This window comes from Dyella japonica, from assembly GCF_040545895.1.
Taxonomy (GTDB): domain Bacteria; phylum Pseudomonadota; class Gammaproteobacteria; order Xanthomonadales; family Rhodanobacteraceae; genus Dyella; species Dyella japonica_D.
Window position 1 is genome coordinate 162,650 of sequence record NZ_JBEPMU010000003.1, and the last position, 23,261, is coordinate 185,910.

The 23,261-nt window shown below is 63.0% G+C and carries 28 protein-coding genes and 1 tRNA gene; 17 read left to right on the forward strand and 12 right to left on the reverse strand.

Annotation, left to right across the window (positions count from 1 at the left end; translation table 11 throughout):
- Positions 1–25 precede the first annotated feature (25 nt).
- The 8 genes from ABIC75_RS10975 to ABIC75_RS11010 form a co-directional block, all read right to left on the reverse strand.
- Positions 26–571 carry a hypothetical protein gene (locus ABIC75_RS10975; protein WP_354013895.1) on the reverse strand — a complete coding sequence of 182 codons (546 nt, stop codon included), beginning with the start codon at positions 569–571 and terminating at the stop codon, positions 26–28.
- A gap of 49 nt (positions 572–620) precedes the next feature.
- Complete coding sequence (locus tag ABIC75_RS10980) at positions 621–911, reverse strand: Mor transcription activator family protein (RefSeq protein ID WP_309444555.1); 291 nt, start codon at positions 909–911, stop codon at positions 621–623.
- Positions 912–914: 3 nt separating this feature from the next.
- The gene (locus ABIC75_RS10985; protein WP_354013896.1) at positions 915–2,855 is read right to left on the reverse strand and encodes a phage terminase large subunit family protein; all 1,941 of its coding nucleotides are present in this window, start codon (positions 2,853–2,855) and stop codon (positions 915–917) included.
- Positions 2,852–3,442 (reverse strand): hypothetical protein, encoded by a 591-nt coding sequence (locus ABIC75_RS10990; RefSeq protein ID WP_354013897.1) that lies wholly within the window; start codon positions 3,440–3,442, stop codon positions 2,852–2,854. The genes ABIC75_RS10985 and ABIC75_RS10990 overlap by 4 nt, the downstream gene beginning before the upstream one ends.
- A 363-nt stretch (positions 3,443–3,805) precedes the next feature.
- Positions 3,806–5,782 carry a DUF5906 domain-containing protein gene (locus tag ABIC75_RS10995; RefSeq protein ID WP_354013898.1) on the reverse strand — a complete coding sequence of 659 codons (1,977 nt, stop codon included), beginning with the start codon at positions 5,780–5,782 and terminating at the stop codon, positions 3,806–3,808.
- 1,090 nt (positions 5,783–6,872) lie between these two features.
- Entirely contained in the window at positions 6,873–7,094 is a 222-nt protein-coding gene (locus ABIC75_RS11000) for a hypothetical protein (protein ID WP_354013899.1), read from the reverse strand.
- The gene (locus tag ABIC75_RS11005; RefSeq protein ID WP_309444567.1) at positions 7,094–7,474 is read right to left on the reverse strand and encodes a hypothetical protein; all 381 of its coding nucleotides are present in this window, start codon (positions 7,472–7,474) and stop codon (positions 7,094–7,096) included. Before ABIC75_RS11005 ends, ABIC75_RS11000 begins: the two co-directional genes overlap by 1 nt.
- A 66-nt stretch (positions 7,475–7,540) precedes the next feature.
- Positions 7,541–7,765: a hypothetical protein gene (locus ABIC75_RS11010; protein WP_354013900.1), complete on the reverse strand. Its 225-nt coding sequence runs from the start codon at positions 7,763–7,765 to the stop codon at positions 7,541–7,543.
- 88 nt (positions 7,766–7,853) lie between these two features.
- Between ABIC75_RS11010 and ABIC75_RS11015 the strand changes: the two genes are divergently transcribed.
- Positions 7,854–8,519, forward strand: coding sequence for a LexA family transcriptional regulator (locus tag ABIC75_RS11015; protein ID WP_354013901.1), 666 nt, complete (start codon positions 7,854–7,856; stop codon positions 8,517–8,519).
- Between the two features lie 38 nt (positions 8,520–8,557).
- On the forward strand, positions 8,558–10,177 hold the full coding sequence (locus ABIC75_RS11020) for a hypothetical protein (RefSeq protein WP_354013902.1): 1,620 nt from the start codon (positions 8,558–8,560) through the stop codon (positions 10,175–10,177).
- Here ABIC75_RS11020 and ABIC75_RS11025 read toward each other — a convergent pair.
- Entirely contained in the window at positions 10,174–10,653 is a 480-nt protein-coding gene (locus ABIC75_RS11025; RefSeq protein WP_354013903.1) for a hypothetical protein, read from the reverse strand. The two genes, ABIC75_RS11020 and ABIC75_RS11025, sit on opposite strands and share 4 nt — an antisense overlap.
- 205 nt (positions 10,654–10,858) lie before the next feature.
- Here ABIC75_RS11025 and ABIC75_RS11030 point away from each other — a divergent pair, with 205 nt between their 5' ends.
- The 15 genes from ABIC75_RS11030 to ABIC75_RS11100 are packed head-to-tail and all read left to right on the forward strand — an operon-like array spanning position 10,859 to position 17,976.
- On the forward strand, positions 10,859–11,110 hold the full coding sequence (locus ABIC75_RS11030) for a hypothetical protein (protein WP_354013904.1): 252 nt from the start codon (positions 10,859–10,861) through the stop codon (positions 11,108–11,110).
- The gene (locus ABIC75_RS11035; RefSeq protein WP_354013905.1) at positions 11,107–11,340 is read left to right on the forward strand and encodes a hypothetical protein; all 234 of its coding nucleotides are present in this window, start codon (positions 11,107–11,109) and stop codon (positions 11,338–11,340) included. Before ABIC75_RS11030 ends, ABIC75_RS11035 begins: the two co-directional genes overlap by 4 nt.
- Positions 11,341–11,342: 2 nt before the next feature.
- A complete protein-coding gene (locus tag ABIC75_RS11040; protein WP_354013906.1) occupies positions 11,343–11,549 on the forward strand; it encodes a hypothetical protein in 207 nt (68 codons plus the stop codon).
- Positions 11,546–11,752, forward strand: coding sequence for a hypothetical protein (locus ABIC75_RS11045; protein WP_354013907.1), 207 nt, complete (start codon positions 11,546–11,548; stop codon positions 11,750–11,752). The genes ABIC75_RS11040 and ABIC75_RS11045 overlap by 4 nt, the downstream gene beginning before the upstream one ends.
- Positions 11,753–11,772: 20 nt before the next feature.
- Positions 11,773–12,303, forward strand: a complete 531-nt coding sequence (locus ABIC75_RS11050) for a DUF6378 domain-containing protein (RefSeq protein ID WP_354013908.1) — start codon at positions 11,773–11,775, stop codon at positions 12,301–12,303.
- 56 nt (positions 12,304–12,359) lie between these two features.
- Positions 12,360–12,548, forward strand: a complete 189-nt coding sequence (locus ABIC75_RS11055) for a hypothetical protein (protein ID WP_354013909.1) — start codon at positions 12,360–12,362, stop codon at positions 12,546–12,548.
- On the forward strand, positions 12,545–12,904 hold the full coding sequence (locus ABIC75_RS11060) for a hypothetical protein (protein WP_354013910.1): 360 nt from the start codon (positions 12,545–12,547) through the stop codon (positions 12,902–12,904). Before ABIC75_RS11055 ends, ABIC75_RS11060 begins: the two co-directional genes overlap by 4 nt.
- A gap of 8 nt (positions 12,905–12,912) precedes the next feature.
- Positions 12,913–13,101 carry a hypothetical protein gene (locus ABIC75_RS11065; RefSeq protein ID WP_354013911.1) on the forward strand — a complete coding sequence of 63 codons (189 nt, stop codon included), beginning with the start codon at positions 12,913–12,915 and terminating at the stop codon, positions 13,099–13,101.
- 4 nt (positions 13,102–13,105) lie between these two features.
- The gene (locus tag ABIC75_RS11070; protein WP_354013912.1) at positions 13,106–13,378 is read left to right on the forward strand and encodes a hypothetical protein; all 273 of its coding nucleotides are present in this window, start codon (positions 13,106–13,108) and stop codon (positions 13,376–13,378) included.
- The gene (locus tag ABIC75_RS11075) at positions 13,375–15,261 is read left to right on the forward strand and encodes a ParB/RepB/Spo0J family partition protein (protein WP_354013913.1); all 1,887 of its coding nucleotides are present in this window, start codon (positions 13,375–13,377) and stop codon (positions 15,259–15,261) included. Before ABIC75_RS11070 ends, ABIC75_RS11075 begins: the two co-directional genes overlap by 4 nt.
- On the forward strand, positions 15,251–16,108 hold the full coding sequence (locus ABIC75_RS11080; RefSeq protein ID WP_354013914.1) for a hypothetical protein: 858 nt from the start codon (positions 15,251–15,253) through the stop codon (positions 16,106–16,108). Before ABIC75_RS11075 ends, ABIC75_RS11080 begins: the two co-directional genes overlap by 11 nt.
- Positions 16,101–16,439: a hypothetical protein gene (locus ABIC75_RS11085; protein ID WP_354013915.1), complete on the forward strand. Its 339-nt coding sequence runs from the start codon at positions 16,101–16,103 to the stop codon at positions 16,437–16,439. Before ABIC75_RS11080 ends, ABIC75_RS11085 begins: the two co-directional genes overlap by 8 nt.
- A complete protein-coding gene (locus tag ABIC75_RS11090; RefSeq protein WP_354013916.1) occupies positions 16,432–16,770 on the forward strand; it encodes a hypothetical protein in 339 nt (112 codons plus the stop codon). The genes ABIC75_RS11085 and ABIC75_RS11090 overlap by 8 nt, the downstream gene beginning before the upstream one ends.
- On the forward strand, positions 16,767–16,985 hold the full coding sequence (locus ABIC75_RS11095) for a DUF4224 domain-containing protein (RefSeq protein WP_354013917.1): 219 nt from the start codon (positions 16,767–16,769) through the stop codon (positions 16,983–16,985). The genes ABIC75_RS11090 and ABIC75_RS11095 overlap by 4 nt, the downstream gene beginning before the upstream one ends.
- Position 16,986: 1 nt before the next feature.
- Positions 16,987–17,976 (forward strand): site-specific integrase, encoded by a 990-nt coding sequence (locus ABIC75_RS11100; protein WP_354013918.1) that lies wholly within the window; start codon positions 16,987–16,989, stop codon positions 17,974–17,976.
- A 46-nt stretch (positions 17,977–18,022) separates the two neighbouring features.
- Here ABIC75_RS11100 and ABIC75_RS11105 read toward each other — a convergent pair.
- The 3 genes from ABIC75_RS11105 to ABIC75_RS11115 form a co-directional block, all read right to left on the reverse strand.
- A tRNA-Asn gene (locus ABIC75_RS11105) sits at positions 18,023–18,099 on the reverse strand.
- Positions 18,100–18,166: 67 nt separating this feature from the next.
- Positions 18,167–19,576, reverse strand: a complete 1,410-nt coding sequence (gene ppnN / locus ABIC75_RS11110) for a nucleotide 5'-monophosphate nucleosidase PpnN (RefSeq protein WP_354013919.1) — start codon at positions 19,574–19,576, stop codon at positions 18,167–18,169.
- A 176-nt stretch (positions 19,577–19,752) separates the two neighbouring features.
- Positions 19,753–23,064: a carboxypeptidase regulatory-like domain-containing protein gene (locus tag ABIC75_RS11115; protein WP_354013920.1), complete on the reverse strand. Its 3,312-nt coding sequence runs from the start codon at positions 23,062–23,064 to the stop codon at positions 19,753–19,755.
- Between the last annotated feature and the right edge of the window lie 197 nt (positions 23,065–23,261).

The window sequence follows — 23,261 nt, forward strand, 5'->3', positions numbered from 1 at the left end:
CGAGTGGACCCGCTGCGCGCCGCCATCAGAGCACCATCCGGATGCGCGTGCCAACGACTTGGCCGCGAGCTGCAGCCTCTTCGCGCGTTACCAGCATCTGGTAACGCGTCTGGAGCTTGATCAGATCGGGCAGCGGGTAGTAGCTGATCTTTCGGCCATTGATCTCGAAATTGCCGGCGACAGGCGCCCTGCTTTCAAGCCACCCGTTGATGCTGTCAAGCACCTTGCGCGCATGGGTTCGGGTATCTATGCCAGCTGTCGCGCCGGCTAGATCGGGGGTAACGGTCAGTAGCGAACTACCCAGGGTGAAGCGATCCGTCCCGTCCGTGACGTATTCCTGCACCCGATAGGTGCCGGGCTCCCACTCTTTAGTGTCGGCCGCAGGCACCTTGACGGCGTAGTCATCACCGTCGGCAACTGCGGTGACGTTGTAAACGGCAGCGGTTCCGACCAGCGTGTATTGAAGCGTCCAGCCGTCGCTGGGCGGATACGCGCCACCGGCACGGGTCCATTGCAAGGTGTCGCCGGCGGCGACCTGGTCGGGGATTCGGCAAGACGTAGGGGCGCTCATGCGCCCACGTTCACCCACGATCGGGAAACGGCTAAGGCAAAGCGTTTCCTTAAACCGCAAAGGGCACTGCGAGGATCTGGCGGACGCGCTTGATGCTGATGTCATGGCGCCGCGCGATCAGCTCGTCATGATCTCCCCGCCGGTGCTCGGCACGGATTTGCTTGTCGCGTTCTGCGAGCTTGGCTTTCCCGCTTTCGCCCACTTTGGCGATGTAGTGCCGCTCGCCTCCCCAGTCCGCTCGCACATCGGCCTCCACGGCCATGAGCACCTTGGGAGGAAGCTTGCCATGTGCGCTGGCGATGCGGTCGAGGATGTCGGCTACGAGATCGAGATGGGCCATGGGTCACCAGGTCGTTGCAAAGCCGCCGCGGCGGCGTGTGTTTGGCTGTTGTGCTGGTTGTTCGCGGGGAGGTGGCGCCGACGCTGCTGCCGGCGGAGCACTAGAGCCACCAGGCACGGCAACCTTCACGGTCAGACGCGCCTCCCGGGCATCCCAGTCCGCCTTGCTCAGGCGATGCAGTCGCAGCTCCGGATGATGCGCAGCGGCGTAGGCGTAAACCCAGGTGTCCAGTGGCTCATTGCGCGGCGCACCCTTCCGCTTTTCGAAACGGTTCTTGCTCGGGTTGTAGGTCTCCGCCACGAGGCCACCGAAATAGTCCGGCGGCAGCTCGTCGCTCATGTGGCAAAGGCGATCGGCCGAGGTCTTATCACTCCCGTCCTTGTTCTTGTCCGCATCAACGCTCAGCCGCGAATAGAGCCAGTGTTTGATGCCGACGGTACCGACGTGGTGAATCATCACGCCCCGCTTGTCGACCTTGCCGCGCCAGGTGACGTCTTCCAGCTTGCCCTTGCTCAGCACCGGCGCGTTGTTGGGCACGGCACCGAAGATGCACAGTGGTCGACGGACGCGACGCGCGCGAACGAAGGCCTTGACCGCCTCGGTGCGGTGGCCACCTGCATCCACCGCGGACGCCTCCGCGACCAGCGTGCCGCCCAGCTCGTGCTCGATGCCCTTGTTGAGTAGTTCGGTGAGCGCATCCCACACCGCGTCTTCAGCGGGATCGCCGGGCAGCTCCACGTAGTCGATCGTCCACCAGGTGAGGCCGCGCCCCCAGCCAATGAAGTGCACCGCCAGACGGTTATCCTGCGTATCGACGCCAACGGTCATGGCGAGCACGCCGCGCGGAGCTGTGCGAAGGCTGTAGGGCTCGGCACGATCCGCGATGACGTTGTGCTTGACCGCGCGCATGGCGGGGTCTTCCCAGGCCTCGGCCAGGCGGTCATTGACGAAAGTCTTGAGCTTGGCAGGGTCGTTCTGCGCAGCGCGCCACTTGCGCACCAAGTCGATCCATCGCGGGCCCAAGCCGATTTGGTAATACAGGCAGTTCGCCGTGTAACCACGCACGGCGCGCCCGGGAAACTGGGGGATCCAGCGGCCCGCCCTGAACATCGCCGTTTTCTGATGCTCGCGGATCACCACGCCGCACTCGCAGCACACGTACCAGCAATCCGAGCCATCCGGTGTCCACTGCAACCCGCTCCACTCGAGCGGCTGCATATGGCCGCAATCCGGGCACGGCAGGTGAAAACGCCGCTGATCCGATTCCTCGTACATGAAGTCGATGCGGCTGATCCCCTTCACGCCCGGCGTGCTGATGAAGAGCGCCTTGTACGTCGAGGGAAAGGCCGACGTGCGGCCGTTGAGCATCTCCACTGGGTCATCGCCGCTGGTGAGGTTGCCGGCAAATTCGTCGACTTCGTCCACCACCAGCTTTTTGACCGTGGTGGATTTCAAACGCGACGGGCTGCCCGCGTGTTCGATGTACAGCTGGCCGCCGGAGAAGTCCTTGAACGTGCGCCGGTTGCTGCTATCCCTGCTGGCTACACTGGTGAGTGACCGCTTCACGACCGGCGTCTCTTCCAGCATGGGGTTGAGCTTCTGGGCGACCCACTTCTCCATGCTCACTTCACCAGGAAGGCAGACCATCATCGGCGAGGGGTCCTGATCCATGGTGTAGCCGAGAAAGTTGACGGCAACTTCGGTCTTGCCGATCTGGATGGGAAACTTCAACACCACGTCGCGGACGCTGCTGCGAGCGCTCAAGCAATCCATCGGCTCCTGCAGCAAAGGATTGCGACTGGTGCGCCACTTGCCTGGCTCCGCGCTACCTTTCGCGCTCAGGATGCGTTCCGCATCGGCCCACTGCGACACCGTCATTGGCTTCCGCGGCGCCATGGCGCGGCCAGCCGCCGCGTAGATCAGCGCACCTGCGTGTGCCGTCATGCGTCCTCCCGCTTGGCCAGCGTGGCGAACTGACGGGCCGTGTCTTCCAGCGCATGCTCGATGGCATCGACCAGAACGGCACGCACGCGACCTTCGTCGTTCTCAGCGGCCAGCTGCGGGCCGAGCACGTCCGGAAGGCGCTCAAGCGTGGTGCGCAGGACCGTGAGCGTGCTGCTAACCGCCGCCACGACATCGGCCGCCACCATCAACTTGCCGATCTCCAGCTCGTAGTCGCGCTGCGCTGACAGGGCGAGGTAGTGCTCACGGCGCGCGCGGCTGCTTTGGTAGCGGCCAACCTCACCCGTCGCAGCATCCCCCGCGTCGTCTACGGGCTCACCATCGTCGTCCTGCGCTGCATCCTCACCCTCCCCCTGCCTTGCGGTGCGTGTAGCCGCGTGGCGCTCCACGACGCCCGCTTTGCTCGGATCAGAGGTGTCGCGCATGCGTTGCTGGCTCTCAGCGACTAGCAGGTGCTTGCCGTCAGCAGTCAGCACCAGGCGGTCAGCTTTCTTCAGGGCCGTGACGGCCGAAGGCTTGACGCCAAGCATCCGAGCGAACTCCGAAAACGTCGCGATATTGCCGTCCATCAATGAGTTGCTCCCACTACTACCCCTCTTTCGAGCGACGACGAGAAAAGAAAAGAGCGCGCGCGTGCGTGATGTGCGGCATGGTGTGCGGCAACGTGTGCGGCACGAAATGGCGCAACGGCGCGGGTGTGCGGCATGTGCGGCATGTGCGGATAGGTGCGCACATGTACGCACACACGCGCAGCGCACGCGCCTGCCCGCACGCCCGCATGTAGGGGAGATGCCGCACATGCCGCACAGCGAGGCGCAGCAACGGTTGCAAGCCGCACACCATGCCGCACACCATGCCGCACATACCGCACAACACAGGCCAAAGGAGCGCGTCGAGCGGCTGATCGCCGCCAGAAATTCATGCGAGCGCACTCAGCCGTCATAGGCCTCGCCCTTGAAGACGCCAATCGAACGCCGGAAGCGGGTGATGTGATCGCCCAGCCACGCCGTTTCGGAATCGGCGGGGCCGCACTCCTCTTTGCCGAGCATCAGCACGCCGTGCGGGCCTTTGATCCCGCCCGTGTCGACGTACCGCTTGCGTGCGCTGACCACCTTGCACTTGCGTTCCAGCGCGTTGATCAGCCGCGGCGACGGCGCCGGCTTGAACCCGTTCCGGTTGCACCAGGCGCGATAGAGCTCGTACACATCCGTGCTCAACGCCGGGCGCGGCGTCACCCCTTCGATGTCGCCCGCCGTCAGCGCGCGATGGAAGCGCACGGTGCTGTCCAGGCTCAGCTGGATCAGCTCATCCTTTGCGTCGGTGTATGGCGGCAACGTGCCAGGCTGGAAATCGCCGAGGTCGCGATGGAGTAGGAAATCGTGCAGTGCCTCGATGCCACCGTTGCGCATCTCGGCCATGACCTCGGCATAGAACGCCGGACCAAGCTTTTGCGGCGTCCAGATGACTGCATGGCGCCGATCGTCCTCCTCGAGCACAACCGGTACCGCTTCGTTACTGAGAAACACCACGTTGACGTGGTTCTTCTCGTCATAGGCCTGCATGTTCTTCGGGTTGATGCGGATCCACTCGCCCGTGATGAAGGCCTTGAGCTTGTTCTTGACGTGGTACAGGTCGCTTCGCGCTACCACTTCGTCCGCGATCAGGAACAGTTTGCGGCTCGCCCAGTCATTGAACTTGTCCTCGATGGCGGTCTGATCGATCACCCGCCCGTACTGGCCATAGATCGACATCAGCGCTTCAAAGAAAAGGTTCTTTCCGGTGCCCTGGGGTCCGTGCAGCACCATCGTGGTTTTCATCTTCGTGCCCGGGTGCTGGATCGGGTATGCGATCCAGTTGAGCGCCCAGTTGAAGAGGATTTCCTTGTCCTGTTCCTCGCTGCACATGTAGCGCAGCAGCTCCAGCAGCTTGTCGCAGCTTCCAGCCTTCGGTTTCGTTGGCCAGCCGCCCCACAAATTGCACTTCACAGCAGGATCAAGGCCTGCCGGATCAAAGCCGACCTCGCGTACGCGCACGATGTCGCGGTCGGGGTGCTCGGCCCATGCGCGATGCAGTTCGCGCGACATGCACGCGTCGCGCATGTCGCCCAGCGCGACCAGGCAGTGCTCTTGCCGATCGAACACCGTACCGCCCTGCCCATACACCAGAGCAAAACGCTCCAGGAGCTCGTCGATCGACTCGATAGGGCGGAGAGCGTCGTTCCCCTCCCCCCCGTTTTTGCGTGCCCGCGCGCGACGCGGTGCGTTGTTCCACCCCAATTCCGTGAGACGGGCCTCGACCTGCGTGCGCACGACGTGCAGGCCTTCGACCGCCTGCAGATCGTTGAAGTCGGTGAGCTTGATGCCGCGCTCAATGAACGCCTGGTGCCGCGCGGCGAAGTCGTTGAAGAGAGGAACAACCCAGCCGCCGCTGGCCTCAAGTGCAGCGGCGCTCGCAGCGACAACGCCGGCGTTAGTGCGGCCGTGATCCTGTGCGCACTCCGCATTCGGGCAGACAGGACCGTCGCGCATGGGTGAGAGGTTCAGTCGTGCCTTGCAGTGTGGGCATTCGCCGAAAATATCGTCATCGGCGCACACCAACACCTTCGCCGTCTTGTATCGGCGGCGCAATTCCGAAGACACACGACCGAGATTGCCGGCATCGAACGCGACCGCCACCGGCAAGCCCGTGGCTGCGTGAAGCGTGGCGGCCGTGGCGTAGCCTTCCGCCACCAGGACGATCCACGTCGGCACGCCGATCAGGTGGAAATGACCCTTTTTCGACAGGCCCTGCGGCCAATAATCCTTGTCGCGGCCGTTTCGCTTGCGTGCATGGATGAACTGCAGGCCATGGATCTTGCCGGCGGTATCCAACATCGGCACCACCACCGCGCCCGACGGCGTGAAACGCACGCCCAACGCCGGCACTGCCTTGCGTGCGAGGTAATCCGAGTGGCCTTCCTCCGAACACTTGGCCCAAACCGCCGTCGCTCGCGCCGCGGCGCGGCTTGCAGCTGCTGCGCGCACTTGGTCAGCGCGCTTGCGATCTTCCGCCAGGCGCTTGCGGATGGCCTCGCGCTGCTCCGCGTTGAAATCGCTCTTGCGTAGCTCGACTTTTTGCGCGCCATTGTCGTTGCCACGCCACACGCCGAAGCTGCCAACGATCAGTAGGTCACCGCTGTCCGCGACGAGCTCGTGCAGCATGTACCAACCGCGCTTTTCGCGGTCGCCGTCGACGCGGCAGCGCACCATGCGCCCGATTTCGAGGCTTTCGACAAGAAGGCCAGCGGCGCGCAGCTGGTCAAGCACATCGCTGTAGTTGGTCGCGGCCATTTCAGTAACTTTCCAGCGCGCTAACTACAGGGTTTTTGCGGCCGTGCAACCCGCATGCGGACCCTCTAGGGAGGACCCGAGAACCGGTGACGCTGTTTGCCCCGCGATGCCGCGTGGCCGAGCCGCTGCGCTTCGCGCGCGACTCGTTCCTCAACACGGTGGCCGGGGCGAGGGGTTCGCGACTGAGCGTCATACAGCGCGTCCTGTGCGAAGCGCCGCACGCAGTTCCGCTTTGACTGTGGCTTGCGTCGGCCCACGGCCATCGGCATCACGGCACCATGTCGCCACCAGGTCCGACATGTGATCGCGAAGCATGAGGCCGTCCGCGCGGCTTTCAATGGGCACAACGACGATCGATCGACACGGCAACACGAACACGCGTACGCCCTTGCCCTGCCATGCGCGCTCGGCGATATGGCCAGACAGCGCGGCCAGGCATGAACCCACACCACCAATGCGGCGACGCCCACCCACACCAAGTGGCAACTCAGTGGTGGGCGTCATGCTGGTGGTGACAACCTCAACGACGCCTGGCGCGCCTGCGGCGGCCGCTGCAGCTCGGCCAAGATCTGGGCGCGCTCCTCGTCCGTAATCCCCTGTTCGAAGATACGGGCCACGCGTTCCTGCGCTGCGCGCAACGTCGCGCGCTCCTGTGCTGACAGCGGGCACGTTAGCGAGCCGCGCGCGGTGACCACCGACGCGCCTCCTGTTCGTTCGCCTTCGCGCAATCGATGCATAGGCGTGCGCCCATGTGCTGGCGCAGTTCGCTGATCGGCTCGCCACAATCGAGCATCGAGCAGAACGGCAAACCCTTACCGCTCTGCTGGCGTGCCTGAAGTGCGTGCTCGATGTCCTCCTGTTGGCGCTGTTGCGCCACATCGATCGCGTCCATCATTTGCCCCTTGGCTTGGTCATGCCCGCTGCCTTCAGCAACCCTGGAAGGTCCTCACAGAGGTGAAAGAGCGCGGCGAGAATCTGTTGCTGGCTCACCGACGGGTCCTGTAAGAAGCGGTCGATGAGGTAGTAGATGGGTGTCAGGTCACCGCTCTTGGCGATGTATTCCTCGAGTAGGTCGCAACCGACATCGCGCTTGCGCCCCGTACCGCCGTTGAGCTTTTCGCTCAGCGATGCCGGCGTCTCGCCGACCTGGGCGGCGACATTCGACAGGCCCCGGTTGTAGACCCCTGCCGCAACGCAGTTGCGGAGCTTGCCATGGAGCTTCGAGAGCCCGGGCTGAAAGGTGACCGTCGTCGCCGCTTCAAATGTTCGCATTGGTTCGCACTGACCGGTGGGAGAATGGGCGCCATGAGACATGGCAGTCGGACATCACAGACCCACCTAAGCAGCGACCTCCTGGTTGTTTTCCGGGGCGGCTGCGCCATCAAGACCATCGCTGACGGTTCGCGCCAGGCTGACCAGGGCGACGCCCTGCTCGTACTTAACCGAGCGCGTTCCGTTCTTCAGACGGTTGATCGTCGACTGGCTGATACCGGTCACCCGGCCAATGCGGGATTCCGACCAGCGGGCAGCAATAAGGGCGAGGACGGCTTCTTGAGGGTTCATAGTGACGGGGATTATTATGCTAGTTAGCATACCCAGTCAATGCTCTTCTGCATACCGGAAGCAGGCTCATCTGCCTGACCATCCGGGTATGAACTATCTCCAGTCCAACCTCAAATTCCTAATCGACCGCGAGTCGATGACAGAAAACGCCCTGGCCAACGAAACCGGCATGGACCAGAGCCAGATCAATAGGATCATTGCTGGCAAAAACAGAGAGCCGCGGGATCGGACGATTCAACCACTCGCCGACCGGTTCCACCTGTCGGTGCGTGAGCTCAAGTATGTCGACCTGTCGGTCGATAGCCTGGAAGCGAAGCCCGAAATTGCGCGCGCGGAGCACGCCGTTCGGATCTATGCGGCAGCGGAAATTCCAAGCGCTGGCGCAGCGAAATTGAATCCGCTGGCCGACGTCGGCTACCAGGATGTATCCGCCGCCTGGTTAGCCTCCGCCACTGATGCGGCCCCATCGATGGTCAGAATCGCATACCAGCACGATGATTCAATGCAGGGCGAAATTGAGAAAGGCGACCTCGTGTTTATCGACACGTCCGTCAAAAAAGTGCTCGCGGAGGGCATCTATGCCTTTACGTATTTCGGCATGCCGCACATCAAGCGTGGTCTGATCGTTGGCAAGGATAGCCTTCGATTCACGGGGACGAGGTCGTTTAATTCCATACCTGTCGAAGGCGCGGAACTCGACGGCCTTGAGATCATTGGCAAGGTCTTTGCTACGCTGAGCCCTCGACGTTTCTAGCGCTTCGAGCGGTGCAGGGACACAAAGCGGAATGTCTCATGAGGGGATTGAGCATTAACGTGAAAGGTTTAGGGATAGCTGTTGTCTATGGATTGTTGTTCTTCACGTTGAAGCAGCACACGCCGCTGACGCTGAACCTTCCCATAGGCCTGCGTCTGGCAGCGTTCATGATGGCACCGCCGCGCCTATGGCCATGGCTTGTGCTCGGCGAATTCGGTGCTGCCAGTTATTGGACGCTTAATGCCCATTTTGGTCACGGCTTCTCGTGGGCGTGGGTGGCCGCCGCAACGATGTTGCCGGTGTTCGGCGGCCTATGTCCGGCCGCCCTCATGAAGAACACACACGGTGACGTGCGCTTTGATGTCCCGCTTGATACGGCGACGTACGTCGGCATTGCCCTCTTCGCTGGAGTGCTCTCCGCAGGCATAAGCACGTTCTGCGCGAGCATTGCGGGCGCAGGCGTCCACGTGCAATTTGACAGCCCTGCGTTGCCCAAGATGTTCACCGAGTTCGTCACTGGGGCATGTACGGCAAACCTGATCATGCCGCCATTGTTTACCGTGCTACGTGACTTCCTGGCTTCCGGATACAAGCAAGTCAGAGAAGGCGATGCCACCATTTATATCGGCGCCGCGTCATACATCATCGTCGGCTCCCTCCTGCTCAATGCCATCCCTATCAGCTTCCTCACGATTGGTCGGTGCGCTCTTTTTGCACCGCTGCTGCTGATCACAATGTTTCGCGGATGGCGTGGAACGGCGGCGATGATGGCAGTCTGCTGCGTTGCGCTTCAATTGTCTGAGCGTGGCGACGCCAAGAGCGACCTCCTTGCAGTTCAGAACGTGGCTACGGCCGCGATGGCCGGCATCCTTCTGGTGGGCTCCTTGATCACGCAGCACAAGCAGCAGTCCGCTGCGCAGCAGCTTCAAATCGAATCACTTGCGTCCAAGCTTCGCCGCCACTCGTCAAGGGCGGAGGCTCAATTCCGACACAGCGCTGGCCTGGTTGACCGGCTACATCGAGCCGTCGATGAAGCAGATCAGCGCATCAGGAATGCCAGTGATCGAGAGGCGATCACCCAGAGCTGGTGGTCAACGATGAAAACGCTCCGCCGCGATCTGCGCAACCTAGGCGACATGTTTCACCCGCGATTGCTGGAGGAAAAAGGCCTTCGCGCAGCTATCGCCAGCGGCCCTCTTGCCCACCTTCTGATGAACTGCAACATCGAGTTTGATCGGCGCCTCGATGGTCGCCCTAGCCTGCTCTCGCAAGAAATGCAGATGTCGCTATACCGGCTTTCATACGAAGCGGCTTGCCTTCTGCTGAAGGGCGGCACACCAGAGACGATTCGCCTAGCGTTGCGCATTGGGCGAGTGGCTCAGGGCCCTATGTACGCCGCACTGCGCATTACGGCGCTAGCGGCGAATGAAGATGCCTGGCGCCCTGCCGTGTCGGTGCTTAGTACCGGCCTGAGCCTGGAGGACATTAGCCTGGTGGCCGAAAGTTTTGACGGTGGCGTCGATTGCGCTAAGAACGGCCGCCGTGTCACCGTCCTATTGTTCGAGGGTTTCCGGTCCGATCCACTGACTGCTCCCCAAAAAACTGAGGCCGCCTCGCAGTTTCAGCTCCGAAGCGGCCCCAGCAATTCCGTCAGTTAGTTATTCAGCTTCGAGCAGTCGGCAACACTCGTGCAGTCTGCCGTCCTGAACGTCGTCGACGGAGTTGCCGTCAGGCCTTGTGCAGACTGGCTGACAGACGTCGCGCCATCGTCGTAAATGACCGCACCGTTTGTCGGAGCGACCGGTGCGACCGTCACTTCGCCCGTACCTAGCGGCAGCGCAATGGTCGTGGCGCCGTCCACCGTGGATGCCACACCGCCGCGGACGTTACCGGCGGCATCGTTCACCTGGACGTACTTCACGCCGTCACGCACGAACACGTAGACGTGCCAATTCGAACTACGGCTGACGTCCTGAGCATTCGGCCACGCCGAGCCTAGACCCACAGCCGGAGCTGCGCCTGCTGCCCCCGCAATGCCGGTCGCCAACGCCATGACCACCGCGACGGCCAATCCCCGCTTCAACACTCCCGCTTTCGTCATCGCCTTATCCCTTGTTGTGGTGACTTGCAGCATCCGGAGCGTCCCCTTTTTCCCTGCCAAATATCTGAACGCTAGATAAACGATCAGGCTGTTTAGCGCCGACTTATGCTTTTCGGCATTATGCTGACTTGCATTAAATAATGCTCTTCAGCATAGTTTGGGCGTCGGCACCCTGCTCCGTGCCGCCAAACAGCATACGTGGCGCCCGGTTTGGCGCACAGGCTCTGAGGACAAACCTATGATCGAGAGCGCAGTCCATCATGCTATCGGCCGATTCCGGAAATGCCGGAAATGCAAGGCCGAGCCGAAGCATTACCAGGTCCGTGGGCGCCGCAGCGGCGAGCCCGTCCGTTTTGAGCCCTGCCCCGGCCGGCACCGCATCGCCTGCGGCTGCACGCATACGGCTGAGCTGCCCACGCTCGAACTCGCGGAAAGCGCCTGGGAGCAGACGCAGCGCCGCACCAAACGCCCGGCAGCGGTGGCCGCATGAGCACGGCAACGCACTACTGGGAAAAGCTCGCCGCGGCTCACGACGCCCAGGCGCTCGCCCATCGCCTCTACGCCGAAGCGGCCCGCAATTCGGGCCGTTCCGACGAAACCACGCTGGCCACCATCAGCCACAACGACGTTCAGAGCGGCTATTTCGCGAAGCGCGCCGACGAAGCGCGCTCCAACGCCGCATGGCCCAGCACGTCCCTTGCCATCGCCTCGGAGGCCTGATCATGCCTGCTGCCACCCTTCCCATTGCTCCGCCTGTGACTTTCAACGCAGCGCGTGAAGGCGACGCGTATCGCGGCGAGATCATCCAGTCCAACGGCGAGCGCGCTGCGCGCACCCATCACCTCCACGCCACCGTGCAGGCTGCGCTCCAAGCCGCTGACCGGTTGTGGAAGAGCCTCCGAGCCCAGGCCGCCGAGGTGGACCTGTGATCGTCACCGATCGCACCGGGTCCAAAGGCGATGTCGCGGCAGCCGTCAAAGCCGCCATCGCCCGAATCCAGAGCGCCACGCAGGTGCCCGAGCTGTTCGACAAGCAGCCGGGCGCCTGGATCGTCTCGTGGCCGTCCATCTGCGCGGCCTGGGTGATCGCCGCGCTCATCGCCTACTGCCGTTTCACCGGCCGCATCCAGTAACCCACCACCAGGGGAAAACCATGAATCACAAGAGCGTCATCGTCCACGGCCCGCAGGGCTGCGGCAAAACCCAGATGGCTCAGGTCATCGCCGGCTACCTGAATATGCCGAACGTGGTGGATGACTGGAACCCGGCCGACGGCATGCACTCCACCAACACGCTCTACCTCACCAACTTCCACCCGGGCATGTTGCCCCAGCACGCGGAAGTGTTGCGCTATTCGGATGTGATCGACGCCATCCACCAGCGCGACCTGGCAATGCCGAAGGGAGCGTCGGAAATCCTGCTGGAAGCAGCAGGCGCCATCGACGATCGCGCTGAGCTGCGCGACCAGGAGCACGGCGAACGCAGCATGGCCCGCGCGGTAGCCGCATTCAACGCCGTGCACGGGACGTCGCTCACCGAGCTGCAGGGCTGGAACTTCATGCTCGTGCTCAAGATCGCGCGCAGCACCGCTGGCCGCGTGCACGCCGATGACTACACCGACGCCGCCGGCTATGCCGCGCTTGCGGGCGAATGCGCGCAGCGTGCGCTGCCGGCCCACGTATGAGTGCCCGCGAGTTGAACCCCAACCATGCGGTGACCGCAGCCTTGCGAGAGCAATGGATGAAGTTCGCCGCCCTTCTGGTGGCCAAGCAAGGCGGTCACGTCGTCATCAGCATGCAGGACATCAGGTCCACGCCCGAAGGCTTGTTTCTGACGGTGCAGGAGCTCAACGACGGAATCCATTTGCGCCTGGTCGACGAGCAAACAGCCGAGCGCCTGGCACGCAAAGAAGGAGGCCTGCCGGCATGACGCACACCACCGACCCTAACGATCCGCGCATTCGTCGCTTTGGCGATCCAGAGATCGGCAAGCAGAACGCCGCGTACCTGGTGCTGAGCGAGGAGGAACGCGCCAAGGGCTTTGTGCGCCAGGTGCGCCGAACCTACGTGCATCAGTTCATGCTCGACGGCTCGCCCGTCCCGTACCCGCTGATGTCACGCAACGGCTTGGCTGGATGCGGCGTGGCCACGACGATGAGCTTGCCGCTGGCCGAGACCTATGCGCGTGACCCGAGCTTCTATGGCGCGACCTGGTGCTGCGGTTGCGGCAAGCACCTACCGGTGAGCGAGTTCACCTGGGAAGACCACACCGAAGTGGGCTCGTGAGGCAGCGCATGAGCCAGCAAAAAAAGGATGCGAAGCAGCTGACGCGAGCCGCCGAGTCCCTCACGGGCCGGTGGTTTTGCGGTTCGGGCCAGCACTTCGTCACCGGCGACGCCGTGCTCCGCAACGGCAGGCGCGTGTGCATCGCCTGCAGCCAGCGCATGGCGGACCTGCGCCGTAAGCAGCGAAACCAGGGGTAAGACGATGGACGCAAAAGCACGTCAGCGGCGGCGAGCTCAGAACGCCGCACGCATCATCAGCGCAATCCAGCCCGCGCAAGGCCAGCTCACGAAAGCCCAGGACGAGTTGGCCCTCATGTACACGCCGCCTGGCGTTGCCATGGCATTGCTTCGCGCCGGCGCCGAGATGGAACGGGCGATAAGGATGGCGGAGCGCGCCATGCATCGCGCATCGCGCAAGGCACTTCGCGGCGAGCCGTCGGCCGCCGCCACTCACCATACGGGGGAATCCCTTTGATCACTTCCATTCCGCTTTCTAAGCTGGTTCCGTCGCCGCTCAACGTGCGCAAGATGGGTGGCCAGAGCATCGATGATCTCGCCGCCTCAATCCGCGCGCACGGGCTGCTGCAGAATCTGACGGTAGCCGCCAAGGGCGGCAAATACGAAGTCGTCGCCGGCGGCCGCCGATTGCGTGCGCTGCAGCGCATCGAGAAAGAGGACGGCAAGCTCCCCGATGCGCTCCAGGACGGCATCCCCTGCATGTCAGTGCTCGGTGACGACGCGCACGATGCGAGTCTGGCCGAGAACGTGGTGCGCGAGGCTATGCACCCAGCGGATCAGTTCGATGCATTCCACGCGATGGCGGAACGCGGTCATGGTGTTTCCGCGATCGCGGCCGCCTTCGGCTGCCCTGAGTCGGCGGTCAAGCAACGCCTCAAGCTGGCCAAGGTATCGCCAGCACTGATCGAGGCATATCGCGCAAGCCGGATGACGCTCGAAACGCTGCAGACCTTCAGCATCACCGACGACCGCAAGCAGCAGGAACGCGTGTGGAAGGAGGTCGAGCACACCAACAAGGAGTACCAGGCGGAGAACGTGCGGCGCCGCCTGGTCAAGAGCGAGATCGACTTCAACGACAGCGACGAAGCGCAATTCGTCGGTATCGAGGCATACGAGGCCGCCGGCGGCTTCATCCGCCGCGACATGTTCACCAAAGCGATCTACCTCGATCGCGGCCTGGTCGAAAAGCTGGTGACGGTGAAACTCGACGACATGAAGGCGCGGATAAAAGCCGAGGGCTGGGCCTGGGTCGAGGTGAAGCGTGACTATGTGTCGGTCTACAGCTATCAGCGCAAGAAGAGCACCAAGCGCGAAGCCACGGCCCAAGAGACGGCCGCGATCGCCGCCCTGCAGGCCGAACGTGCTCCGCTCCAGGAGCGTATCAACGTCCTGCAGGCGATCGAGGATGAAGACCTGCAGGCGGCAACGCAGGACGAGTTCGACCAGCTGGACGTGCAGGTCAACAACATCGACAGCCGGATCGCGCTGATCAAGGATGGCATGGTCAACTTTTCGGCCAAGGCCATGGCTGCATCGGGCGCGATCATCGAGCTGGCCCACAACGGCCTGCGGATCCACCGCGGCCTGATCAAGGAAGCCGATGCCAAGCGCGCGGCCAAGGAAAAGGAAAAGGCCAAGGGGGGAGCAGCAAGGGAGGCGCCGGAGTCGGCCGAGCTGTCAAACGCCATGGTTGAACGCCTCACCGGCTACCGTACCGCGGCGTTGCAGCTGGAGCTGGCCACGCGCGCCGATGTCGCGCTCGCGCTGCTGGCCTGGGAGCTGCTGCAGAGCACCTTCGGCGTGCACTGGTACCTGCACCTGGGCAGCATGAACGCCACGCCGTACCGCGGTGCGGACTTCCAGCGCCTGGGCGTTGCGGCGGACTACGCGCCGATCGAGGATCTCTTCCAGCTCACCGAGGAGTGGCGCGGCCAGATCCCCGAGGATGCCGGCGACGCCCTCCGGTGGGTGTTCGATTTGCCGGCGGACGAACTGCAGAACCTCCTGGCCATCTGCACGGCATGCGCGTTCAACGGGACATTTGGCTCTGGCGCCATGCAGTCCCAGCGTAGCAAGCGCGACATGGTGGAGATCCTTGTCGATCGCCTCGGCTTCGACATGGCGCAACATTGGCAGGCGACGGTCGAAAACTTCCTGGGTGCCGTGCCCAAGGCTATCGCGATCGAGGCCGTCACCGAAGTGCAAGGCGCCGAGCGCGCCAAGGAACTGCTACCGCTCAAGAAGGCCGAAGTGGCGAAGCGTGCGGCCGAGTTGCTTGAGCATCGTTTCTGGCTGCCGGCGCCCTTGCGGATCTCAAAGGAGAATGGCCGTGGCGCTTGAATCAACGATCATCCAGTCGCTGCGCGCCGCCGGCGAGCCTGTCGCCATCAACGAGCTCGCCATCGCCACCGGTACCGACACCAACGACACGGGAGCGATGCAGGGTCTGCGCAACACGTTGCGCGGCATGGTGCACAAGAGGCAGCTGCTTAGCCGGAACGGCCTGGACGGCATCCTGCGGTACATGCTGCCAGGGTCGCCTGTGGCCCGCGTCGCGTCTGCACCTCAGCCCGAGGCTGATGCGGCTCAGCAACCGTCTGAGAACCATGCCGCCGCGGAATGCCCCAGCGATAGCACTCCGGCGCCCGAGGGCACTGCAGCCGGCAAACCCGACGTTGCTGTCGGGCGCCTTGGCACCAAGACCCTTCTTGTGTTCCAGGCGCTCCGCGAGGGCGAATGGGTGGAACGCGGCACCCTGGACTTCCGGACCAAGCTCAGCATGACGGAAGTGCTCACCGGACTGACCGCCTTGCGTAAGCGCGGACTGGTCGTCTCACAGGGCACAAAGGCAAATACGCTTTGGGCTCGTGCAGACGCAGCAACGCTTGCCCATTTCGATCAGGCTGCTGCCTTCATGGAGCGCGTGTCGGAGGCCATGCCTAAAGCGGTCGCCCTGGTAGCTGCCCCTGCGCCGCAGGCGGTGTTGCCGTCTGCATCACCTGACAGCGACGAAGCGCGTCGCTACCGTTGGTTGATCGAGAACGCAGATATCTCGTTTTCGTTCGGCGCGATCAGCATGCGTTCGGCATCTGCACCGAAGGCCAATGAAGAGAAGGTGCTTTGGGATGCGGCGATCGACACGATGCTTTCCATGACGACGCCACACGCGGAGGCCGCTCTTGGATAACGTCCGCCAGATGGCCGCCATGGCCGCCCTCAACAAAATGCTGAGGCAGGGACATTTCAGCGTGTCCGTGGTACGTGACATCGCCTCTATGTTCGATATCGTGCCTGATCCGGAAGCGATGGCGATTCTGAAGCCGCTTCATTGCGTGGACTATGCGGAGATGCCTCGCGAACTCTATGCAGCGCTTCCGGGCCTTGTGCAAAAGGCGCTCAGCGGCAGCCCCATCTTTCAGTTTGAGCTCAAGCATGGGCCCGAGCCACTGGCGTTGGCGGCCGGGGCAGGACGAGGGCGAGGCCTCTTTCGCAAGCTCCTCGGAGGCGCCGATGGCTGATCTTCTCCAGATCCTGCAGCACTCGTTGGGTGTCGATCAGTTTGGCAGAGGCAGCCAATACCGCAATCACTTTGTCACCGGCGAAGGTTCGCAGGACCACCGTGCCTGTATGGAACTCGTCGCCAAGGGGCTGATGACGCGGCGCCTCGGCAATGCGCTTTCGGGTGGCGACGATGTGTTTTTTGTCACTGCCACGGGTATCGACTATGTCGCGGTGAACAGCCCTGCCCCGCCTCCAACTCCGAAGCTCACGCGCTCACAGAAGCGCTACCAGGCGTTTCTTCGCGCCGATACCGGCTTGAGTTTTGCCGAATGGATTGGTGTGGCATGACCGATACCTGGCTTACACCCGACGAGGTTTCGCAGCTGACAGCCAAAAAGCGCTGGTCGGCCCAATGCAAAGCGCTCACGATGATGGGCATACCGTTTCGCCCGAATGCCGTCGGCCGCCCCCTGGTCGAGCGCGCCATGGCGTTGATCTCGCGCGCACCGCCAAAGCCGAAACGCCGCGAGCCTGATTTCTCCAGTCTCGTTCGAGCGATCTGACATGGGACGCAAACGCACCGCCAACAAGCACCTACCGCGCCGCATGCAGCTCAAGCACGGCGCCTATTACTACGTCTCGCGCAAGGACGGAAAGCCGCACTGGCTGCGCCTGGGCGATGACTATGCAATCGCGCTGCAGGAGTGGGCGAAATTGGAGGGCGCGGCGCGTCCCGACAAGATGACCGTCGGCGGCGCCATCGCCCATTACCTGCAGGTCGCCGGCAAGCGCCTCTCGCCACGCACCGTGGACAACTACGGCTGGAGCGCAAAGGCGTTGCTGCCGGTGTTCGGCGAAATGCTGCTCGAGGAAGTCGAGCGCTCGCACGTCTACACGTACCTGGTGCAGAAAGGCAACGTCGCTGCGAACCGCGATCGCGCCCTGCTCTCCGCCGCGTACAACCACATGATGAATGCCGGTCTGTACAAGGGCGAAAACCCCGCCGCCGGCATGCGCTTCCGCAACAAGGAAACGGCGCGCGATCGCTACGTCACCGACGCCGAGCTCGATGCGCTGGTGGCACAGGCGTCGACACGCTTTGGCGACCTGCTGCAGTTCGCCTACATCACGGGCATGCGTCAGCTCGACCTGGTCAGCCTGAACCTGACGGCGGCCACCGACGATGGCATCGCCTACATCGACAGCAAAACCAAGAAGCGCCACGTCATCGGCTGGACCGATGAGCTGACCACGCTGTGGAAGCGCATCGCAGGCCTCCGCATTGGCTCTCAGCCGGCGTTCCTGACCCGCGACGGCACGCGCTATACCACCACCGGCCTGAAGGCCTCGTGGCGCCACGTGAAGCTACGGGCGAAGCTGGGTGATCTCACGTTCCATGACATCCGCCGCAAGAGCGGCAGCGATGCCGACGACGAGGCGCATGCGCAGCAGCTGCTGGGCCACGCGGATCCGAAGGTGACCCGCAAGCACTACCGGGCAAAGCCCACCACGGTGAGCCCAATCACGCCAAATAATAGACAGAAGCGCGAATAGTAGACAAAAGCAAAGGGCTGCGATTGCTCGCAGCCCTTGCAGTATCTGGCGCCCGAAGTTGGACTCGAACCAACGACCCCCTGATTAACAGTCAAGTGCTCTAACCGGCTGAGCTATTCGGGCGGGGTGAGCTGAATAGTTTGAATATTCAGCTCCGGGCTGTCAAGACGTTTTGACCAACCGATGATGTTCAGGCGGCCTTGCTGGTGAGCACCCGATAGCAGGGCACGTAGGCCGTGCCGCCGGGGAGCTTCATGCGGTCCTGGGCCACGAAGGCCTTCAGCAATTCGTCCAGCGAGGTCATCACGTCCGCGTCACCGTCGATATCGAACGGGCCGTACTTCTCGATGGCGCGCATGCCCTCTTCCTTCACGTTCCCGGCCACGATGCCGGAGAACGCGCGACGCAGGTCGGCGGCCAGCTCATGGCGCGGGCGATCGCGATGGATGGCGAGCGAGCGCATGGCTTCGTGCGTGGGACGGAACGGCAGCTGGAACGCGTAGGGAATATTGAGCGCCCAGTTGAAGAAGAACGCGTCCTTGGTGTCGAGGCGATAGTTGCGCACCTTGTCGATGCCACGAACCATCGCGCGCGCCACGGCAGCCGGGTCGTCCACGATGATCTGGTAGTGCTGCGTCACGCTCTCGCCGAGCGTCAGGCGCAGGAAGCGATCGATCTGCTCGAAGTACGCGGCCGACTGCTTGGGGCCAGTGAGGATCAGCGGGAACGGCACGCCGGCATTGTCCGGATGCAGCAGGATGCCGAGCAGATACAGGATCTCCTCCGCCGTGCCCACGCCGCCCGGGAACACGATGATGCCGTGGCCCATGCGCACGAACGCTTCGAGACGCTTCTCGATGTCCGGCATGATCACGAGGTGATTGACGATCGGGTTCGGCGATTCGGCCGCGATGATGCCCGGCTCGGTGATACCGATGTAGCGGTTGCTGCGGCGACGCTGCTTGGCGTGCGCGATGGTCGCGCCCTTCATCGGGCCCTTCATGGCGCCTGGGCCGCAACCCGTGCAGATGTCCAGGCCACGCAGGCCGAGCTGGTAGCCGACCTGCTTGGTGTATTCGTATTCGTCGCGCGAAATCGAATGGCCGCCCCAACACACCACGAGGTTCGGGTCGATCTGCGGCTTGAGGATGCGCGCGTTGCGCAGGATTTCGAACACGGCATGCGTGAGGCCTACGCTGTCGTCCAGATCGAAATTGCCCTGCTCCATCTGCGTGGACACGTAGACGATGTCGCGCACCACGGCCACCAGCAGCTCGTTGATGCCGCGGATGATCTGGCCATCCACGAAGGCCTGGGCCGGCGCGTGGGTAAGTTCGATCTTGATGCCGCGGTCCTGCTGCAGCACCTGGATGTCGAAATCGGGAAACTGCTCCAGGATCGAGCGCGGATCGTCGCTCATGTTGCCCGAGGTCAGCACGGCCAGCGCGCAGCGGCGCAGCAAGGCGTGCAGGCCCGAACCACTGGCGTCGCGCAGGCGCGCCACCTCATTGCGGGACAGGATGTCCAGGCCACCGGCGGGCGAAATGCGCGCGCTCACGGTGGCGGGTCGGCCGGACTTTCCGGCTTGAATCTCATTCATTGAAGCATTCTCCTCGCCGCGCCCTCGCGGCTCGTACGTCCGTGCAAAACGCGGCGGACCGCGTAGCTTCCCGCGCCAGGCATGGCAGGGTCAAGTTGCAGGGCTTTCTCCCGTTTATAAAAAAGCCGGCGCCCAAAGGGCGCCGGCCTGAGATCAACATCGCAAACAACTACGTTTTAGAACGCGTACTTCACCGTCAACAGCACCGACCAGCGCTGGGCGAGGTCGTCGTTGTTGTTGATGTAGGTCGGGATCGGCAGCGGATGGTAGCCACCACCCTGGTTGTAGGTGGTGCACGATGCCTTGCCACCGCAATCGATGTTGTAGATGTACTTGCCCGTCTTCGGGTCGACACCGGCGTAGTCAGCCAGGGCACGGCCACCCGGGAACGCCACGCGCTTCTCGATACCCCAGTGCTTGTTCAGCAGGTTCGTGAAGTTGTAGACGTCGAAGCGGATGATGCCTTTGTTGCCCTTGAAGATGCCCGGGATTTCCTGGCTGAAGCTCAGGTCGATCTGGTTGATCCAGCCGGCGCGATCGCCATTGCGCTTGGCCACTTCACCCTGGTGATCCTTCAGGTAATCGTTCTTCTGGATGTTCTCCCAGAACTGATCGATCAACGCTTGGCTGGTGCCCGGACGGAACTGGACTTCACCCGGACGCGGGATGTAGACCAGGTCGTTGATGTAGCCGTCGCCATTGGCGTCATTGCCGAAGGTCCAGCTGTACGGGGACGCGGAATGACCGTCGTAGAAGATGCTCGCGCTGGTGGCGTAGTCGCCCCAGAAGCGATGCTGCCAGTTGAGCGAGGCGATCACGCGACGCGGCACCGAGTAGTTCGAGGTGCTGGCCACGTTTTCGTTGGAGTTGTAGACGTAGTTGTTGCCGTAGTTCGAGTTGGCGACCGAGGACGTGCCCGGGTTTACTTCGGTCGAACGACTCCAGGTGAAGCCGACCATGCCCGACCACTCTTCCGAGAACGGCTTTTTCAGCGAGAGCGCGATGCTGTCGGCACTGCCCTTGCTGGTGTTGGCGAGGTTGATCATCTGGCCCGAGAAGGCCGAGTTGGCATGCGCGCGCGGGCCCGGCTTGGTCGTAGCCGGATCGGTGAATGCACCGTAGTACGTGTTGCGGCCATCCGGCAGCACACCCGTCGGGGTGCCCAGGTTCACGTTCTGGAACCAGATCGCATCGCGCTGGTCGATGTGCTCCCAGTCAGCCGTGGCGATCAGGCCATACCAGGGCAGCTCGCGGTCGACGCCGAGGCTGATCTTCCACGCGGTCGGGATGTTCCAGTCCTTGGAAATCGTGTTGACCGTCATCTGGCCAGCACCCACTGGACCCGGGTTCTGGTTATGCGGATCCGGGCTGAACGCCGGCAGATTGACGTTGCACGGCGGCGACTGGGTCGGACCACAGTTGTACTGCGTCTGGGTCACGCCGGAGTTGGAGAAGATGTTGCCCATCCACACGGCCGGCTGGTTGGTCACGAACAGGCCCGCGCCACCACGCAGCTGCGTCATGCGCTCGGTGTTGAACGCATAGTTGAACGACATGCGCGGCTGCACCACGCGATGGCCGTTGATGGTGTACTGGTTGGTCTGGCCGTAACCGCCAGTGGCCTGACCATTGGCCTTGGTCGGCCCCGGTGCTGCGGCGTAGGCAGCGTTGTACAGCGGCTTGTCGTCCATCAGCGGCACGTCGACGCGCACGCCGTACTGCAGCGACAGGTTGTTGGTCACCTGCCAGGTGTCCTGCAGGAAGATGCCCCACTGCGTGAGGTTGTAGTTCGCGGCGACATCGCCCAGGCCCAGGTTGCCGGCAGGACGGTTGTACCGGTACTGGTAGTACAAGCCCTTGGCGAAGTTATCGAGACCGGTGGTGTTGCCCGGGATTTCTTCGAAGGTGTAGCTGCCGTAATAGTTCTGCAGGAAGAGGTTGTAGTACTTGCCCTTTTCGTAATCGAAACCACCCTTCACGGTGTGGTCGCCGAGGTACAAGGTGCCGGCCCAGGCTGCGTCGAGGGTCTTCACCTTCAGCACGTTCGCCTGGCTGGAGTACTCCGTGCCGAACTCGATCGCCGGGCCGTTGAACGCCACCGGATAGACGGTGATGTCAGGCATCGCCACGCCGTTGTACGGGCCGCGGTTCTGGTCGAAGTTGGCGTACGACAAGGTGGTGTCGGTGGAGAAAATGTCCGACCAGTCGTCGTAGAAATGCAGCGCGTAGCTCTTGTTGTCGACGTTGGTCTTGTACCAGCCGCTGGACAGCACGAGCTTGGTGGTGCTGCCGGTGATGATCGGCTTCTCTTCCTTGGTCTCGCTATAGGTGAAGCTGGCGCGGTGGTTGTCCGCGATGTTCCAGTCGATCTTGGCGAGGTAACGCTTGTCCTGCAGGTTGGAGTTGCCGCCGCCCACCGAACCGATATCGGTCAGGCCGTACTTGGCGGCGATATCGCGCACCTGCTGCACCTGCTGGCTGGTCAGGTTCTTGATAGGCGTCGCAGCGCCGGAATCCTGCGGACCATACGGGCTGCCCGAGCCGACCTGCTCGCTCTTCTCATACGACGCAAAGAAGAACAGCTTGTCCTTGATGATCGGGCCGCCCACGGTGCCGCCGGCCGTCCACTGGCGGTTGAAGCCGGCGTACGGCTTGTCCTGCTCGTTGTCACCGATCATGTCGGTGTTCTGGAACGCGTAGTAGACCGAGCCGTGGAAGTCGTTGGTACCGCTCTTGGTCACGGCGTTGACGTTGGCGCCGATGCCGCGACGGGTGGCCACGTCGTAGTTGGCCGTCGAGATGTTGTATTCCTCGATGGTGTCCTGCGAGATCGGCGTGCCCAGCGTCGGCAGGCCGTTCGCGTTCAGGCCGAACGGATCGTTCGCGCTGACCGAGTCGACGGTGATGTTGTTGTAGCGGCTGTTCTGGCCCACGGCCGAGATTTCGCCGCGGGCGCGGTCGGTGATCACCACGCGGGGATCAAGACGGACCACGTTCTGGATCGAGCGACCCGGGGTCGGCGTAGCCTCAAGCTCGCGACGCGACACGATGGTCGACAGGCCCTTGTTGTCCGGGGTGAAGGTCTGCGACAGCGTGTTCGCCGAGACGGTCACGCCGCTGAGGTTCTGCGCGTTGGCCGTATCGGCGGAAACGCCCATGGTCAGGTTGACCGCCGTGTCCTGGGCCAGCTGCAGGTACACGTTGTCCTGCTCGCTCTGGGTGCCGTCCTTGGAGACCTTCACGTCGAACGGGCCGCCCACGCGCAGGCCCTGAGCCGAATAACGGCCGGCCGCGTCGGTGGTGGTGGTCTTGGTGGTGCCCGAGGGCTCATGCACGATCTGCACGGTGGCGCCGGCGATCGGCTGGCCGCTGCCGTCCACGATGCGGCCGCTGATCGACGACGAGGTGTCCTGGGCCATCACCGGGGAGGCCGCAAGCAAGCCTGCGATTGCCACCGGCAGCAATTTCGTACGCAAAGAATGGTTCATCGAGATTCAACCCCTTAAGAAAGTCGCAAAAAAGGCATGGGACCAGACCGAAGGAGTCCCATGCCCCCTCGCCACCGTCTTAAGTGACTGATTCCCTAAATTATTTTGACTCGCCCGGGACCGCCCTGCGGGGCCGTCGACCGCGACTCATCACGACGAATGTATCCGCATTATATTACAATTTCGTAACTTATTGA

Bases quoted from the DNA above. Each gene is read 5' to 3' on its own strand.
- ABIC75_RS10975 (WP_354013895.1), bottom strand. From the start codon at position 571: ATGAGCGCCCCTACGTCTTGCCGAATCCCCGACCAGGTCGCCGCCGGC.
- ABIC75_RS10980 (WP_309444555.1), bottom strand. From the start codon at position 911: ATGGCCCATCTCGATCTCGTAGCCGACATCCTCGACCGCATCGCCAGC.
- ABIC75_RS10985 (WP_354013896.1), bottom strand. From the start codon at position 2,855: ATGACGGCACACGCAGGTGCGCTGATCTACGCGGCGGCTGGCCGCGCC.
- ABIC75_RS10990 (WP_354013897.1), bottom strand. From the start codon at position 3,442: ATGGACGGCAATATCGCGACGTTTTCGGAGTTCGCTCGGATGCTTGGC.
- ABIC75_RS11000 (WP_354013899.1), bottom strand. From the start codon at position 7,094: ATGGACGCGATCGATGTGGCGCAACAGCGCCAACAGGAGGACATCGAG.
- ABIC75_RS11005 (WP_309444567.1), bottom strand. From the start codon at position 7,474: ATGCGAACATTTGAAGCGGCGACGACGGTCACCTTTCAGCCCGGGCTC.
- ABIC75_RS11010 (WP_354013900.1), bottom strand. From the start codon at position 7,765: ATGAACCCTCAAGAAGCCGTCCTCGCCCTTATTGCTGCCCGCTGGTCG.
- ABIC75_RS11015 (WP_354013901.1), top strand. From the start codon at position 7,854: ATGAACTATCTCCAGTCCAACCTCAAATTCCTAATCGACCGCGAGTCG.
- ABIC75_RS11020 (WP_354013902.1), top strand. From the start codon at position 8,558: ATGAGGGGATTGAGCATTAACGTGAAAGGTTTAGGGATAGCTGTTGTC.
- ABIC75_RS11025 (WP_354013903.1), bottom strand. From the start codon at position 10,653: ATGCTGCAAGTCACCACAACAAGGGATAAGGCGATGACGAAAGCGGGA.
- ABIC75_RS11030 (WP_354013904.1), top strand. From the start codon at position 10,859: ATGATCGAGAGCGCAGTCCATCATGCTATCGGCCGATTCCGGAAATGC.
- ABIC75_RS11035 (WP_354013905.1), top strand. From the start codon at position 11,107: ATGAGCACGGCAACGCACTACTGGGAAAAGCTCGCCGCGGCTCACGAC.
- ABIC75_RS11040 (WP_354013906.1), top strand. From the start codon at position 11,343: ATGCCTGCTGCCACCCTTCCCATTGCTCCGCCTGTGACTTTCAACGCA.
- ABIC75_RS11050 (WP_354013908.1), top strand. From the start codon at position 11,773: ATGAATCACAAGAGCGTCATCGTCCACGGCCCGCAGGGCTGCGGCAAA.
- ABIC75_RS11055 (WP_354013909.1), top strand. From the start codon at position 12,360: ATGAAGTTCGCCGCCCTTCTGGTGGCCAAGCAAGGCGGTCACGTCGTC.
- ABIC75_RS11060 (WP_354013910.1), top strand. From the start codon at position 12,545: ATGACGCACACCACCGACCCTAACGATCCGCGCATTCGTCGCTTTGGC.
- ABIC75_RS11065 (WP_354013911.1), top strand. From the start codon at position 12,913: ATGAGCCAGCAAAAAAAGGATGCGAAGCAGCTGACGCGAGCCGCCGAG.
- ABIC75_RS11070 (WP_354013912.1), top strand. From the start codon at position 13,106: ATGGACGCAAAAGCACGTCAGCGGCGGCGAGCTCAGAACGCCGCACGC.
- ABIC75_RS11090 (WP_354013916.1), top strand. From the start codon at position 16,432: ATGGCTGATCTTCTCCAGATCCTGCAGCACTCGTTGGGTGTCGATCAG.
- ABIC75_RS11095 (WP_354013917.1), top strand. From the start codon at position 16,767: ATGACCGATACCTGGCTTACACCCGACGAGGTTTCGCAGCTGACAGCC.
- ABIC75_RS11100 (WP_354013918.1), top strand. From the start codon at position 16,987: ATGGGACGCAAACGCACCGCCAACAAGCACCTACCGCGCCGCATGCAG.
- ppnN (WP_354013919.1), bottom strand. From the start codon at position 19,576: ATGAATGAGATTCAAGCCGGAAAGTCCGGCCGACCCGCCACCGTGAGC.
- ABIC75_RS11115 (WP_354013920.1), bottom strand. From the start codon at position 23,064: ATGAACCATTCTTTGCGTACGAAATTGCTGCCGGTGGCAATCGCAGGC.